Annotated in this window: 12 protein-coding genes; 5 read left to right on the top strand and 7 right to left on the bottom strand. The window is 70.1% G+C overall.

Annotation, left to right across the window (positions count from 1 at the left end):
* The first annotated feature begins 154 nt into the window (after positions 1-154).
* From FHG71_RS17725 to FHG71_RS17715, 3 genes are all read left to right on the top strand, one after another.
* Positions 155-1,177: a chemotaxis protein CheB gene (locus tag FHG71_RS17725; RefSeq protein ID WP_218014142.1), complete on the top strand. Its 1,023-nt coding sequence runs from the start codon at positions 155-157 to the stop codon at positions 1,175-1,177.
* A gap of 111 nt (positions 1,178-1,288) precedes the next feature.
* Positions 1,289-5,425, top strand: coding sequence for a CheR family methyltransferase (locus tag FHG71_RS17720; RefSeq protein ID WP_139083033.1), 4,137 nt, complete (start codon positions 1,289-1,291; stop codon positions 5,423-5,425).
* Entirely contained in the window at positions 5,388-5,756 is a 369-nt protein-coding gene (locus tag FHG71_RS17715) for a response regulator (RefSeq protein ID WP_139083032.1), read from the top strand. Before FHG71_RS17720 ends, FHG71_RS17715 begins: the two co-directional genes overlap by 38 nt.
* Positions 5,757-6,013: 257 nt before the next feature.
* Here the strand turns inward: FHG71_RS17715 and FHG71_RS17710 are convergent, their stop codons facing one another.
* From FHG71_RS17710 to FHG71_RS17700, 3 genes are read right to left on the bottom strand one after another with little or no spacing between them, the layout of a single operon-like run.
* Positions 6,014-6,202 (bottom strand): hypothetical protein, encoded by a 189-nt coding sequence (locus FHG71_RS17710; protein WP_139083031.1) that lies wholly within the window; start codon positions 6,200-6,202, stop codon positions 6,014-6,016.
* 35 nt (positions 6,203-6,237) lie between these two features.
* Entirely contained in the window at positions 6,238-6,708 is a 471-nt protein-coding gene (locus tag FHG71_RS17705) for a potassium channel family protein (protein WP_218014141.1), read from the bottom strand.
* Positions 6,709-6,740: 32 nt separating this feature from the next.
* Positions 6,741-7,316 carry an HdeD family acid-resistance protein gene (locus FHG71_RS17700; RefSeq protein WP_139083029.1) on the bottom strand — a complete coding sequence of 192 codons (576 nt, stop codon included), beginning with the start codon at positions 7,314-7,316 and terminating at the stop codon, positions 6,741-6,743.
* Between the two features lie 335 nt (positions 7,317-7,651).
* On the opposite strand from FHG71_RS17700, the gene FHG71_RS17695 reads away from it, so the two are divergent.
* The gene (locus FHG71_RS17695; protein WP_139083028.1) at positions 7,652-8,170 is read left to right on the top strand and encodes a helix-turn-helix domain-containing protein; all 519 of its coding nucleotides are present in this window, start codon (positions 7,652-7,654) and stop codon (positions 8,168-8,170) included.
* A gap of 12 nt (positions 8,171-8,182) precedes the next feature.
* Here FHG71_RS17695 and FHG71_RS17690 read toward each other — a convergent pair whose 3' ends face one another.
* The 4 genes from FHG71_RS17690 to FHG71_RS17675 are packed head-to-tail and all read right to left on the bottom strand — an operon-like array spanning position 8,183 to position 12,242.
* A complete protein-coding gene (locus FHG71_RS17690) occupies positions 8,183-8,728 on the bottom strand; it encodes a hypothetical protein (protein ID WP_139083027.1) in 546 nt (181 codons plus the stop codon).
* Positions 8,715-9,341 carry a MarC family protein gene (locus tag FHG71_RS17685; protein ID WP_139083026.1) on the bottom strand — a complete coding sequence of 209 codons (627 nt, stop codon included), beginning with the start codon at positions 9,339-9,341 and terminating at the stop codon, positions 8,715-8,717. Before FHG71_RS17685 ends, FHG71_RS17690 begins: the two co-directional genes overlap by 14 nt.
* Before the next feature lie 58 nt (positions 9,342-9,399).
* Positions 9,400-10,452 carry an SDR family NAD(P)-dependent oxidoreductase gene (locus FHG71_RS17680; protein WP_139083025.1) on the bottom strand — a complete coding sequence of 351 codons (1,053 nt, stop codon included), beginning with the start codon at positions 10,450-10,452 and terminating at the stop codon, positions 9,400-9,402.
* 26 nt (positions 10,453-10,478) lie between these two features.
* Positions 10,479-12,242, bottom strand: a complete 1,764-nt coding sequence (locus FHG71_RS17675) for an alginate export family protein (protein ID WP_139083024.1) — start codon at positions 12,240-12,242, stop codon at positions 10,479-10,481.
* Between the two features lie 282 nt (positions 12,243-12,524).
* On the opposite strand from FHG71_RS17675, the gene FHG71_RS17670 reads away from it, so the two are divergent.
* Positions 12,525-14,180: an alpha/beta hydrolase gene (locus tag FHG71_RS17670; RefSeq protein WP_139083023.1), complete on the top strand. Its 1,656-nt coding sequence runs from the start codon at positions 12,525-12,527 to the stop codon at positions 14,178-14,180.
* The last annotated feature ends 47 nt before the right edge of the window (positions 14,181-14,227 follow it).

Below are 14,227 nucleotides of genomic sequence, written 5' to 3'. Positions count from 1 at the left end.
TACGCCTGACGCTCAGCCGTGGTCTCTAGGAGCGTTGTTGATCCGAAAAGGTTTATAGGTCCTGACCGTAGGTCCAGACGTCCTTCGGAACATTCGCATCGGCCTGTTGTTGCCTCAGAGCGCCGGCTCCCGGTGTGGAGGGCTTGCTGTGGACATGCGCGACATCATCGTGATCGGCGGGTCCTCGGGCGCGACCGCTCCGCTCAAATCCATCCTGGGAACGCTGCCATCCGACCTGCCGGCGGCCGTGTTCGTGGTGCTCCACATCCCGGCGCGCAGCCTCGGGATCCTGACCACGGTCACCCAGGCCGCGAGTCACCTCCCGGTACGGCCCGCCGAGGACGGCATGAGAATCGAACCCGGGCATATCTACCTGGGCGTGCCCGACCGGCACCTGCTGCTCGCGGACGGGCACATCCGCCTGGGACGCGGCCCCCGCGAGAACATGGCCAGGCCCGCGATCGACCCCCTGTTCCGCTCGGCCGCCGTGTCCTACGGGCCTCGCGTGGTTGGCGTGCTCCTGAGCGGGCTTCTGAACGACGGAGCGGCGGGGCTGTCGGCCATCAAGCGCTGCGGCGGGCTCGCGCTCGTGCAGGACCCGCGGGACGCCATCGCCGCCGAGATGCCCCTGGCCGGGCTTCAGGCGGTCACGGCCGACCTGATCAGTCCTTCGGATCGGATCGGTGACGTTCTGTCGGACCTCACGCGCGAGCCTGCCGGGCCCTACGTAATCATTCCGCCCGAGATCCAGCTCGAGGTGGACATCGCCGCCGGCGAGCGGATCGACAGCGGCGTCCTGCGCCGCATCGCCGATCCTGCGCCGCTCATCTGCCCGGATTGCGGGGGCGTCATGTCCCAGGTGCGCGAGCCCGGGCCCTTGCGCTTTCGTTGCCAGGTCGGCCACGCCAAGACCGCCGAGGTCCTGGCCTCCGAGCAGGAGAACGCCGTGGACGAGGCGCTCCGGGTGGCGCTGCGGGTCATCGAGGAGCGGGCCGAGCTGGTCTCCCGCATGGCCGAGGACGGGCGCTCCACCGGCCGCCGCGCCGTGGCCGAGATGTATGAGGAGCGCGCCGAGGAGTATCGCCGCTACGCGGACACCATCCGTCGCGCGGTGCTGATGTCCATGGGTCGCGCGGAGCCCCGGGAGAACGAGGGCGGGCAGGACCAGGTTGACTAGCTTCGGCGTCTGGCGGCTTGGCCAAAGGGCTCCCGCCTTGGTGGAACTTGGGGCGAGAGGCATCTACGGTCAGCCTGCTGAGGCCATCTCTGGGCATGGTGCGAAGGGCAGATGAACATGTCCCAGAATGGGGATGACGAACCCAAGGTTCCTGAGCCCGTCCTCGTGGCCCTGACCGCATCGGGGGCGAAGACTCATTCCCTGGAGGTGCTGCTGACCCGCCTTGCCCTACGCGAGGACGCCGCGCTGGTCATGGTGCTCCAGCAGCGCGAGGCTTCGGACGAGTCCGCGCTCCGCAAGGCAGCCGAAGCAGGCGGTCACGAGCTGACCGAGATCTCGGACGGCGCCCGGGTCGAGCCCGGTCGGACCTACCTGCCGCCATCGGGCGTTCTCGCGACGGTGGAGGGGGGCCGTTTCCGGACCCAGTCGACCAATCAGGTTCCCACCCAGCAGGGCCTGATCGACAGCTTCCTCGTCTCGCTCGCTCGCGAGTGGGGTCGACGGGCCATCGCCGTCGCGCTCGACGGCACTAATGGCGACGGCACGCTGGGCGTGCAGGAGGTCAAGGCGGCGGGCGGCCTGGTTCTGGCCGAGGCGACGGCCGAGTCCGAGGAGGGCGCGCTGGCACAGAGCAACGAGCCCGCCGCGCTCGCCGACGCTGTGCTGCCCATTGACGAGATCACCCCCCGGCTGCAGGCCCTGCTGGAGGAGCTGTTCGAGGCCCCCCGGGCGGGCGCCGCCCCCTTGTCCCCCGACGCCCCCGAGGCCCGGGAGGCGCTGACCGCCATCGCCGGCCTCCTGCGCCAGAAGACCGGCCACGACTTCCACGGCTACAAGCGGGGCACGTTCCTGCGCCGGGTGCAGCAGCGGATGCAGGCGCTGACGCTGGAAAGCCTGCCCGCCTACGTCGAGACCCTGCGGACAAGTTCCACGGAAGCGCAGGACCTCTTCAACGACCTCCTGATCGGCGTGACCGAGTTCTTCCGCGACACGCGGGAATGGGAGCTGCTGGAGCGGCAGGTCGTCCCCAGGCTCTTCGAGGGCAAGGGGTCCCACGACGCCCTGCGGGTCTGGGTGGTGGGCTGCTCGACGGGCGAGGAGGCCTACAGTCTCGCAATCCTTCTGGCCGAGGCCCGGACGCGGCTCGACGATCCGCCAACGATCCAGATCTTCGCCTCCGACCTCGACGGACGCGCGCTCGCGGCGGCGCGCGCCGGGCGCTACACCGACCGCATCGCGGACCAGATGACGCCCGAGCGCCTGGGCCGCTGGTTCCTGAAGGAGGGCGACACCTACTGCGTCACCAAGGAGCTGCGGGAGATGTGCGTCTTCTCCCAGCACAGCCTCATCAAGGACGCGCCCTTCTCGCGCCTCGACCTCGTCTCCTGCCGCAACCTCCTCATCTACCTCGACGCCGAGCTTCAGGAGCAGGTGATCCCGCTCTTCCACTTCGCGCTGAGGCCCGGCGGGTTCCTGTTCCTGGGCAACTCGGAGAACGTGTCGCGCCATCAGAGCCTCTTCGCCCCTGTCGAGTCGCGCTCGCGCATTTTCCACAGTCTCAACGGTGACAGCCGACCGCTCGTCAACTTTCCGTTCACGCCAACGGACCGTCGCCTCCCGACGCAGGTGCAGCACCCAGGTTCGCCTCCTCCTGCCGAGCCTGATCGGTTGGAGACCACCGATCTCACCCGCTGGGCCGAGCGCGAGGCCGAGCACTACGCCCCGGCTTACGTGATCGTGGACGCGGCCCACAACGTGCTGCACTTCTCGGGCAACATGGGCCGCTACCTCGCGCCCTCCCGTGGTGCGGCTTCGCTCAACCTTCACCAGCTCATCCACCCGGGCCTGCGGCTCGACCTCCGCACGGCGCTCGGCCGCGCTGCGGAGGAGGGCCAGACCGCGACGCTGGGTGGACTGGAGTTCGGCGCCGACGGACACCGCCTCGCCGTCGTTCTGGTCGTCAAGCCGCGCCAGACGGCGGCGAATGATCCGGCTGGCTTCCTCGTGCTCTTCAAGGAAGCGGTTCTGCGTCCTGAGAACGTGAGGTCCGGCTCCGTCGAGCCGAGCGCGGACCAGGGCGAGCACGTCCAGCGGCTCGAGGACGAGCTGCGCCTGACCCGCGACCGGCTCCAGAGCACCATCGAGGAACTGGAGACCACGAACGAGGAGCTAAAGTCCTCCAACGAGGAATACCAGTCGCTCAACGAAGAGCTGCAAAGCGCCAACGAGGAGCTCGAGACCTCGAAGGAGGAGCTCCAGTCGATGAACGAGGAGCTGACCACCGTCAACGGCGAGCTTGGCCACCGCGTACAGGAGCTGGGTCACGCCAACAGCGACCTCAAGAACTTTCTCGAATCCACCCAGATCGCGACCCTGTTCCTCGACAACGATCTGCGGGTGACGAACTTCACCCCGGCCAGCACCGACCTGTTTCACCTCATCGGCTCCGACGAGGGCCGGCCCATCACGCACATCAAGGCGCGCATCCGGTACGAGGAGATCGAGAGCGACGCCCGACGTGTGCTGCGCACCCTAGCGCCGGTCGAGCGCGAGGTCGGCGACCCCGCAACGGCTTTCCGCTACGCCGTCCGCGTGCTGCCCTATCGCTCGACCGATAACGTCATCGCTGGAGTGGTGGTCACCTTCGTGGACGTCACCGCGAGCCGGCAGGCGGAAGAACTCCTGCGCGCGAGCAAGGAACGGCAGGCGTTCCTGCTCAGGCTCAGCGATGCCTTGCGGGCGGAGTCGGACGCGGATGCCCTGGCGAACCGCGCCCTCCGGATGCTCTCGGACGAGTTGCGGCTCGACCGGTGCTACGTCGGGGTCTATCGGCTCAATGAGGACCGCGGCGAGTTTCCCTATCAGGTCGGCAACGACCGCGTCCCGCCGCTGCCCGACAAGGTCCGCCTGTCCGACTTCCCCGATGCGCTTCGGGTTGCATTCCACCGGACCCTGGTGATCGACGACGTTGCGAAGGCCGAGGGCCTGACCGATACGGACAGGCGGAACCTCTCGGGCCTTGGCCTGCGGGCGATCGTGGCCGCAAGCCTGCGCCGGGGCGAGAAGACCCCGCTCTGGTCCATCGTCGCGGTCTCGGCGGACCCCCGGCGCTGGACGCAGGGCGAGACCGCGCTGATCGAGGAGGTCGTGGAACGGACCTGGGCGGCCATCGAGCGCTCCCGCACCGAAGCGGCCCTGCGCGAGAGCGAGGAGCGCTTCCGAGCCATCGTGGAGACGGCGCAGGACCATGCCATCTTCACCTTGGACCCGCAGGGCCGGATCGAGACCTGGCCGGCAGGCGCCCAGGAGCTCTTCGGCTGGTCGGCCGAGGAGGCGATGGGCGAACTGGTCGACATCACCTTCACCGCCGAGGATCAGGAGAAGGGCGAGCCCGAGAAGGAGCGTCGGGAGGCCCGGGAGAACGGCCATGCGCCCGACGTCCGCTGGCACAAGCGCAAGGATGGCGCCCGCATCTTCATCGACGGCGTGACGCGTCCGCTTCCAGGGCCTGATGGGCAGATCCGAGGCTTCCTCAAGGTGGGTCAGGACGTCACCGAACGACGCGCCACGGCGGACCGGCTCCAGATCCTTGTGCAGGAACTCCAGCACCGCACCCGCAACCTGCTGGCCGTCGTCTCCGCCATCTCCGAGCGAACCGCGGCCGGTGCCGACTCGCTCGATGACTACCTTGCGCGCTTCCGAGCCCGCCTGAACGCGCTGGGTCGGGTCAATGCCCTGCTCTCGCGCCTCGAGGCTCGGGACCGGATCACCTTCGACCAATTGATCCTGGCCGAGCTTCAGGCCCATGGCGTGGTCGATAGCGAGGGAAAGGGCGAGCAGGTCCAGCTGCGCGGGCCCAAGGGCGTGCGCCTGCGCTCGAGCACGGTGCAGACCTTCGCGCTCGCCCTGCACGAGCTGGCGACCAACGCGCTCAAGTATGGAGCGCTCTCGCGACCCGATGGACATCTCGACGTGACCTGGGACCTGACGTCTCCAACCGGGGAGCACCGCCTTCGCGTGGACTGGCGAGAGGACGGTGTGCCACTTGACCTCAGCCCTGCCGGCGGCCCGCCGCCCGGCGGCTACGGCCGCCGGCTGATCGAACGCGCTCTCCCTCACCAGCTCGGGGCCGAAACCACATACGAGTTGCGACCCGAGGGGGTCCGTTGCACCATCACGGTGCCTGTCTCGTCGACAGGGGGGGAAAGCGATGCTTCACTCGACGCCGTCGTCGCTCCGCGGCCGTAGGATCCTGGTGGTCGAGGATGACTTCGTGGTGGCCGACGACTTCCGCTGCGCCCTCGAGCAGGACGGGGCCGAGGTGGTGGGACCTGTATCGAACGTCGCTCAGGCCTTGGCCCTCCTGCCCGGAGCTCCACCTCTCGATGCGGCCATCCTCGACATCAACCTGGGCGGCCTGATGGTCTATCCGGTGGCCGACGTCTTGCGTCAGCATGGAATCCCTTTCGTGTTCGTCAGCGGCTACGACCACGAGGAGGTGCCGGACAGCTACGCGGACGTGCCCTACTGCGAAAAGCCGCTGGACGTGCGCCGGTGCGTCCGAGAGTTGCTGACGTAGGCTGTGCAGCGAAGCTCGGCTCGGCCCGCCTGACATCAGCGTGGCAGGGGTTGGCGAAACCGACCATGGTACGGCGGTGAGACCCACTCCTGTCGTTGAGTGCCTCAGATGTGCGGCCACCTCGCTCAACTACGACATCGCCGACAGCATCTACGTTCGAGCGGCTGGCAGCGCCTTTGCATCTAACACGACCGCGGCGGCACGGCGTTCGAGGCGGCCCTGTCCGGCCCGCGTCTCGGCCCGTCTCGCGGGATCGTTCAGGTTACACCCGCGCAGACGAGGCGCCACAGCTCCGCCCGAAGCAGGCCGCGCGGCCCGTGGCTGTCCACCATCACCACCGCCCAGCCGGCCCCGTTGAGCAGGTCGGCCGGCGCAACGAGGTTGTCTTTGGGGCCGTCGCCGTCCGGGCGGCACACCCGGTAGCCGGGGCGCAGCAGGTCCGACAACTCCTGCGGGTGCGCTCCCTCCTGGAGACGCCCAATTAGGCCGCCAGCGTGCTCGCCCCCGCCACGCCCATATCAGGGCGAGCCGGCCCCGGGCGGTCACCGGCCCGGCTCCTCGCCGGTCGCGGGGGACGGTGCCTTGGGGTCGGGGCAGGCGGCCGCAGGCTCCGGGTCCTCGGCCGTCCCGGGCCCGTGGCTCGGCGGACGACGTGCTCGGCGAAGGTGCTGGCCGAGGCGACGAAGAGGCCGATCCCGAACAGGATCAGGAAGACCGTGAAGACCTTTCCGAGATCCGTCCTCGGGACCAGGTCGCCGAAGCCCACGGTCGCCATCGTCACCACCGAGAAATAGGCGGCGTCGAGCAGGCGCCAGCCCTCGACCAGATGGTAGAAGGCCGTGGCCAGCAGCACGACCGTCATCGTCAGGCTGAGCAGCACCCGGATCGCGGGGTCCCGGACCGCGGAGCCCAGACCGTGGACGAGATCGAGGACGGAGCGCCAGAGGGCCAAGGTTCGCGTCCGCCGTCCCCGCCGGATGCCGGTCATGGCCCCCGGCGCAGCCGAAGGACGATGAGGCCGAGCGAAAGGCCCACGCCCGTCAGGTGCAGGCCCAGCGTCAGCCCCAGCACCCACAGCGCGGCCACGGGCATGCTGGCCCAAAGCCAGAGCGAAAGCGTCACCCCCAGAACGCCACTGGCCAGCACCCAGCCCCAGTCGGCCATCGGGCGGAGTGTCAGGGCCAGCACGATCTTCGACAGGCCCTCCATCATCAGGAAGACGATGAGGAGGGTCCCGAACAGGACGATGCCTTGGCCCACGTTGTTGAGAAGCAGGACGCCCAGAAGGAGGCCAAGAACCATCGAGACGAACTGGAGCCAGAAATGGGGAAGGCGACGACCGCCGATCAGGCCCAGCCCCTGGGTGAGGCCGCTGAGGATCAGGAGCCAGCCCGTCACGATGATGAAGGCCGCAGAGGAGAAGACCGGGATCAGCATCGCCACGATCCCGGAGGCCACCAGAAGGGCGGCGCCGAGCAGGTAGAGCCCGGAATGCCGGCGGAGGTCGTCGCGGACGGCCTCGCTGTAGGCCGCCGCCGCCGCGTCGAGACTGATGGTCATGCGGTCTCCTTTCGAGTCGTTGCAGGATCGGGGACGGTGGACGCGCGCCGGCGGGCACCACTCCGCACTCCATCCAGCCGGAGCGCCCGATCGGGCGGGCGGCGTCGACAGGTTAGCAGGGCCAACGGCGCCGCGCTGCGGCTCATCTGCCCAAAATGGGCCGCCGCCGCCGTCCGGAGGCGGACCGCGCGCGATGGGTGGCGGGGGCGCAGGAATGGGACCGTCTCGTTCCGGTCAGGCACAGAGCGCCCATTTTGGGCACCCGGCCGGCAAAACAGCGTCCGAAACGGGAGCAAGCGTGATATGGTGCCGACGATGATCCGCCGGAGGTCCGGATGACCCAGCACGCCGTACTGCCGCCAGGACGCCGGCCCGGTCCCTCCGCCGAGCCGCTTCGGGTTGAGGCCGTCCAGGAAAGGTTCGAGAATGCCTATCACCGGACCCAGTACGAGTTCGTCCAGTTCTTCACCGAGCACCTTGTAGACTGCGCGCGCAGCTTCGACCAGGATTTCGACCAGATGCTTGTGATGGCGGTGCTGGGGCAGCGCCGCCTGGAAGGGGCGCTCGGCGGCCTGCCGGCCGATCCGCCCGAGCTGGACCGGGTCTGCATGACGGCCTCGCGGATCGCGGACGTCACGGGCCTCCCGCGCGAGACCGTCCGGCGCAAGCTCCTGGCGCTCAAGGCCCGGGGCTGGATCGAGAACGATCCGCAGCGCGGCTGGTACATCGCAAGCTCGGGGGACCGGGTCCCGGCGCGGGACGCCTTCGGGGAGTTCGCAAAGCGCTTCAGCAAGCGCCTGGCGAAGCTCCATGTCCGGCTGTCCCACATCGTGCAGGACGGCCCGGGCGGCTGACGCCGGGCCGCGTCAGGCCCCGCCCAGGGTCGCGCGGAGCCGGACGAACAGCCGCGTCAGCCGCCGGCGCATCCGGCGCTCGAGCTCGTCGAGGCGGTCGTTCCCCGGGCTGTGCCCGACGTCGCCGGCGAGGGCCCATCCCTTGCTGGCGTCGCTCAGGACGAGACCCTTGGCCTCCAGCAGCTTCAGCTTGCGCCGTACCGTCTCGCGCGGGAGCCCGACCGCGTCGGAGAGCCGGAGCGCCGGCATCCAGACCATCTCGGACGCCTTGTCCCGGTCGATCTGCGCCATGTGATGGGCGCCGACGAAGCGCTGCCAGAGCAGCGCCAGGATCAGGGCCTGCTCCAGGTCGCCGTCGAAGACCTGGCAGCAGTCGGACAGGTGGTCGGCCAGGAACTGGGCGAGGTGGTACTGAACGGCGGGGATCTCATGCTCGGAGGCGGTCAGGGCCATCCCGACGGGGTCCGCCCCCGGCGCGGCTTCGGCGTCGGGGGCGGGACGGCCCCCGGACGGGTCATGCCCCTGGACCATCCCGGAATGGCGTTCAGGATCCCGCATGAATCGGCGACCTCAGAAGACCGGACATGAAAATCTCCACGCCCAGCGCGACCTGCAGGACGCCGAAGACCGACCCCAGCAGGAGCAGCGGGCCCATGCCGATGCGCCGCATGAACCACTGCGCGCCGAGCATGGCGAGAAGGTTCATGGCCAGGATCGCCGCCGTGAGCGCCAGGATCGTCAGGCGATCGTCGGCCGAGCGGAAGAAGACCGAAAAGATGATGAGGATTGCGACCCCGACGGGCGTGACGATCCCAGGGATGGCGATCGGGGTCAGTGCCCGCATCGGCAGGGAGGCCGGTTGGGCGGTGGAGGCGGCCGGTGCGGGTGTGGCACCCAAGAGATTGAGCAGGGCCGTCACCGCCAGGATGCCCCCGGCAGCCATGATGAGCGACGAAGGCGTGGTTCCGACCCGTCCCATGGCCGAGGCCCCGACGAAGACCGCAAGCAGGATCGCCACCGCGGCGATGCCGACCGCCCAGAGCGCGATCGCGCGTCGCTCAGCTTCTGTTTGGCCCGCCGTCGCCCCCGCAAAGCGAGGGATCAGGCCGATCGGCCCCATCAGCATGAAGAGCAGGAAGGCCAGCCGCGTGATCGGCAGAGCGTCGTCCATGGCTAGCCTCCTTTGCGTCGCGCCCCGGCGCCGGCCGGAGCGCGGATCGTCGGTCTGGTCAGTAGGTCGTGAAGCCGCCGTCCGTGGCGTAGTTCGCGCCCGTCAGATTCGAGCTTTCGGGCGAGAGGAGGAACAGCATCACGGCCACCTGCTCGGCCGCCGTGGAGCCACGCTGCTTCTGGTCGCTGAGTTCCGCGAGGCTTCTGATCTTGGCCATGCCGATGCCGGTGTCACGAAATCCCGTCTGGGCGCGCTGGCTCAGGAGGGCAAAGGCCCGCTCGACCATTGGTGTCAGCGTCGTGCCCATGCAGACCGAGTTCACGCGAATGCCGAAGGGCGCGTAGTCGATGGCCGCGTTCTTGGTCAGGCCGTTCACCGCGTGCTTGGAGGCGACATAGGAGGGCGTGCCGCCGAAGCCGCGCAGGCCGGTGACGGAGGCCACGTTCACGATCGAGCCGCCCCGGCCCTGCGCCAGGAACTGCCGGAGCTCGTGGCGCATCGAGTAGAAGGTGCCGGTGGCGTTGACCCGCATCACGACGTGCCAGTAGTCGTCCGACGCCTCGTGGATGGGGTTCAGCGTAAGGCTCGCCTGCGTCGCGTAGTCGATCTCGTCGCCCGGGAAGATCGCGTCCATGACGCCGGCGTTGTTGAGCGCCACGTCGAGCCCGCCGTAGGTGTCGGCGGCCACGCGCACCATCTCGGCGCAGACGGCGTCCTCGGAGATGTCGCCGGCGACGAAGGTGGCGGCGCCGCCCTCGGCCGCGATGCCGTCGATGACGGCCCGGCCCTCGTCCTCGAGCCAGTCGACGCCGACGACGTTCGCGCCCTCGCGGGCCAGCCGGACCGCGGCGAGCCGGCCCATCCCCCGCGCGCAGCCGGTGACGATCGCCGTCTTGCCGGCGAAGCGGCCGGGGATGAAGTAGTCGTCGGGCACGCGCACGATGTTCTGGCGGTTGGGGAAGGCCTCGTCCGGCGGGTTCCAGGGCTCGGTGTAGGGGCCGAGCTGCGGCGCCTCGGCCGCCTGTGCCTCGGCCGTTTCGGTCGTGGCCGCGACGGTGGTGACGGCCGCGGCCGACAGGCCGAGCCCCTTCAGGACGTCTCTGCGTTCCATGGTGGTGTTCCCCTGTTCAGGATGGGTCAAAAGGCGTAGCGGACGAAAACCATCGCGCTCCACCAGTCCTTCTCGGTGCCGTCGAGCGCCTCGGAGACGGCGTTGCCGGGCACCGTGTAGGCGACGTGCCCGTGGACGTAGACGTTGCGGCTGACGAACCATTTCGCGGTGAGGTTCGCCTCGTAGCCGTATTCGTCGTCGCCCAGGAAAGAGAGCGCGGGGTTGCCGCCGATGTTGGTCTCGCTGTCGGCGTAGAAGGCCCAGAGCTGCGGCACGAGCTCGACCCGCGGCGCCACGCGGAAGCGGGCCTGGACGCGGTGAGCGATGACGTTGCTGTCCTGGACCACCTTGAAGTGGTTGGCCCCCTGCACCCACTGCTCGCCGTTGCCGCCCGAAAGCAGCGGGTCCCAGCGCTCGTAGGTCCCGGTGTCGGCGTCGTCGCCCGAGAAGTAGGACAGGCGGTAGCTCACCGAGGGCGACCAGCGCGCCTGCGGCCAGTCGTAGCCGACCTCGGCATAGGCCGCGCGGGCGTCCATGTCGAAGTTGCGATTGGTCTGCCGCGCGACCTCGCCGCCGAAGAAGAAGCCCTGCTGCCCTTGCGGCTGCGGCCGGTAGGTGAAGCGGGCGTCGATCACCTCCAGCCCTTCGCGGGTACCGATGATCGTGCCGGTCGGGCCGAAATAGTTCTGGGAGGACTCGGGCACCGTAAGGTAGCTCGCGCCCAGGAACAGGCCGGGGGCCGGCTCGGCCTCCAGGTTGACCCCGACGATCCGGGTGTCGGTGTCGAGCGGCGGCAGCTCGTCGGGATCGACGTAGAAGGCCTCGAACTTCAGGTCGTTCCAGGCGACCTGGCCCAGCACCAGCAGGTCCGCCGACCAGCGCGCGTTGGCCTGGAGCGCCGCGCGCTCTTGCCCGTTGGCGGCGGTGTTGGCGATCAGGAACGCGTTGGCGAGCTCGAACCTCTGCCGGCCCACGGTGAAGTTGAAGGCGAGGCGGTCGCCCCGGGCCGTCGTCCGCCCGGTCACGAAGCCCAGGTAGGCGTCCTCGACCCCGGTGTAGCGGCGGTCACGGTCAGTGAAGAGCTCCTGCCCGTTGGACACGGAGGTGATCGCCGACAGGCCGCCGTAGACGTAGAACGCGTCCGTGACCGGCGTGATGCCGTAAAGCCCGTAATGAAGGTAGCCCTCGATCCAGGGGTCGAAGCCCTCGCCGGCGGGCTCGCCTTCGACCAGCGGGTTCCCCGCGAGCATGAGGTCGGGGCGGCCGTACCAGGCGTTGGTGTTGGAATAGAACAAGGCCAGCGCGTCGAGCCGGTAGCGCAGCACCGTGCCGCCCCGGTCGTAGAGCGTGGGCAGGTCCGCCCGGTCCCAGGTCAGGAAGTAGCCCCGGCCATCGTCGGCGCGCTCCACGTCCGCGATCTCGACCGTGAAGGTGACGTCCACGCCGCCCGCCGCTCCGGGCGTCACGGCGTGCTCGATGTTGCCCACCTCGCGGTTGCGGCGCGCGACGCCCTCGGCGAAGCCGATCCGGTCCTCCGCGTAGCGCTGCCCCGGGAACAGTTCCAGCGCGCGGCGGACCGTGTCCTCGACCCGCCGGTTGACGGCGTCGTCGCGGCTGGGGTTGGCGATCTCGATACTCACGCTCTCGATGACCCGGTCCTGGTAGGGGTCGGTGGAGGCGAAGCCCTGGGCGTGCAGGAGCGTCGGCGCCGCCCCGGCCGCGGCCAGGAGCGCGGACAGCGCCGCCGTGCGCGCCAAGCCGCCAGCGCGCGCCATGGTCGATCCGATCATCTCGGCTCTCCAGAGTCTGATGTGTGCTGCGTCGGGTCCGAGCCCGACCTCGCACCCACCCTATCACCGGGGAGTGCCCGCTTGGACGGCCTCCCTGCCCAAACTGGGCAGCCGCCGGCGCATCGGGCGGCCCGCGCCGCGCCGGACCGTGATATGCGGGGGCGACGGGCACCGCCGGCGGGACCGACCCATGCGCCCGGTGCGGAGGGATGGAGGCTGGGACGCATGTCCATCGCAGGGGAGCCTTCCGGTCGGCGGACCGGTCGTGAGCGGGGGCCGGCCATGCCGGAGCGCGGCGTCCGGTCGTTTCTGCAGGAGCGGGTGTCCGCGACTGGCCTCGTGCTGGCGGGGACGTTCTTCGCCTTGTCGCTCACGCCGTCGCTGATGCCGCGGGATCCGGTCGTGCAGGGCGTCCTGGGCGGGGTCGTCGCGGCTGTCGGCTACGAGGTGGCGAACCTCGTCCGTTCGGTCTGGCGCTGGCTCGGCCTGCCGGACCTGTTGCGGCCCCGGCCGCGCCCGGCGCTCCGCGTCGGGCTGGCGCTGGCGCTGGCCTGCGCCGCCGTCGGGCTCTGGCTCGCGCCCGGCTGGCAGGACGCCACGCGCCGGGTCGTCGGCCTGCCGCCGGTCGAGGATTTCCATCGGGCGCTGATCGCCGGGGTGGCGCTGCCGCTGTTCCTGCTGGTCTGGGGGGCGGGGCGGATCGTCGGGGTGCTCGGGCGGCGGCTGAGCCGCTGGGGCCGACGATACCTGCCGCCCCGGATCGCGGCCGTCGGGGCCATCGTGCTCGTCGCGGCCCTCGTCAGCGTCCTGGTGAACGGCGTGCTCCTTCGGGCGGCCCTCGGCGCCGCCGACGCCTCCTTCGCGGCCGCCGACGTCTTCCTTGACCCCGAGCAGCCAGCCCCGGTTGATCCGGAGCGCACCGGCGGTGCGGCCTCGCTACTGAGGTGGGAGGACCTGGGCCGCTGGGGGCGCGACTTCGTCCACCGCACGCCGACGGCCGCGCAACTCGCGTCCCTCACCGGGCGCCCCGCGACCGAGCCGATCCGGGTCTACGTGGGCCGCCGCTCCGCCGAAACTGCCGAAGAACGCGCCCGCCTCGCCGTGGCCGAGCTGGTCCGCGTGGGCGGGTTCGACAAGGGAACCCTGGTGGTCGCGATCCCGCCGGGGACCGGCTGGATGGACCCCGGCGCCCACGACACGGTCGAGGCCATGCTCGACGGCGACGTGGCGACGCTGGGGGTCCAGTATTCCTACCTCACCAGTGTCCTGTCGCTCTGGGTCGCGCCTGAATACGGGCTGGAGCAGGGGGCCGCCCTCTTCGACGCGGTCTATGAGGAATGGCGGAGCCGCCCGCCGGAGGAGCGTCCCCGGCTCTACGTCTTCGGCTTGAGCCAGGGGGCGCTGAACTCCCAGGCGGGGTTTCCCCTCCTCGACATGCTGGCCGATCCCATCGACGGCGCGCTCTGGGCGGGCTCCCCGTTCCTGAGCCCCCTCTGGCAGCGGGTGCGCGACGGCCGCGACCCGGAGAGCCCCGTCTGGCGGCCGCGCTACGGCAACGGCTCGCTGATACGGGTCATGAGCCAGGAGGGCTTCGACCCCGAGCCCGCCGATCCCTGGGGGCCTCTCCGGATCGTGCTGCTGAACTATCCCAGCGACGCCATCGTACATTTCACCCCGGTCTCGGCCCTGCGGCGGCCCGCCTTCCTCGCGGGTCCGCGCGCGCCTGACGTCTCGCCCGAGCTTCGCTGGTTCCCCGTGGTGACCATGTTCCAGATGGCGCTCGACATGGTGGTGGCCCTGCAGGTGCCGGGCCACGGCCACTACTACGTGGCCGAGGACTACATCGACGCCTGGGCCGCGCTGGTCGATCCCCCGGACTGGACACCCGCAAGGCGCGACGCCCTGGCGGCGGCGTTTCGCGACCGGGAGGCGTTCTGAAGGCGGCTGCCCTGCCCGGAATGGGCACCCCCGGCCTGCCTTCGCTG

Source organism: Rubellimicrobium roseum (assembly GCF_006152145.1).
GTDB classification, from domain to species: Bacteria; Pseudomonadota; Alphaproteobacteria; order Rhodobacterales; family Rhodobacteraceae; genus Rubellimicrobium; species Rubellimicrobium roseum.
Note: the sequence above shows the minus strand (reverse complement) of the source record. Positions and strands in the feature narration are given on the sequence as shown.

Excerpts from the sequence above, each read along its gene's own strand:
- FHG71_RS17725 (WP_218014142.1), top strand. The coding sequence starts at position 155 with ATGCGCGACATCATCGTGATCGGCGGGTCCTCGGGCGCGACCGCTCCG.
- FHG71_RS17720 (WP_139083033.1), top strand. The coding sequence starts at position 1,289 with ATGAACATGTCCCAGAATGGGGATGACGAACCCAAGGTTCCTGAGCCC.
- FHG71_RS17715 (WP_139083032.1), top strand. The coding sequence starts at position 5,388 with ATGCTTCACTCGACGCCGTCGTCGCTCCGCGGCCGTAGGATCCTGGTG.
- FHG71_RS17700 (WP_139083029.1), bottom strand. The coding sequence starts at position 7,316 with ATGACCATCAGTCTCGACGCGGCGGCGGCGGCCTACAGCGAGGCCGTC.
- FHG71_RS17695 (WP_139083028.1), top strand. The coding sequence starts at position 7,652 with ATGACCCAGCACGCCGTACTGCCGCCAGGACGCCGGCCCGGTCCCTCC.
- FHG71_RS17690 (WP_139083027.1), bottom strand. The coding sequence starts at position 8,728 with ATGCGGGATCCTGAACGCCATTCCGGGATGGTCCAGGGGCATGACCCG.
- FHG71_RS17685 (WP_139083026.1), bottom strand. The coding sequence starts at position 9,341 with ATGGACGACGCTCTGCCGATCACGCGGCTGGCCTTCCTGCTCTTCATG.
- FHG71_RS17680 (WP_139083025.1), bottom strand. The coding sequence starts at position 10,452 with ATGGAACGCAGAGACGTCCTGAAGGGGCTCGGCCTGTCGGCCGCGGCC.
- FHG71_RS17675 (WP_139083024.1), bottom strand. The coding sequence starts at position 12,242 with ATGATCGGATCGACCATGGCGCGCGCTGGCGGCTTGGCGCGCACGGCG.
- FHG71_RS17670 (WP_139083023.1), top strand. The coding sequence starts at position 12,525 with ATGCCGGAGCGCGGCGTCCGGTCGTTTCTGCAGGAGCGGGTGTCCGCG.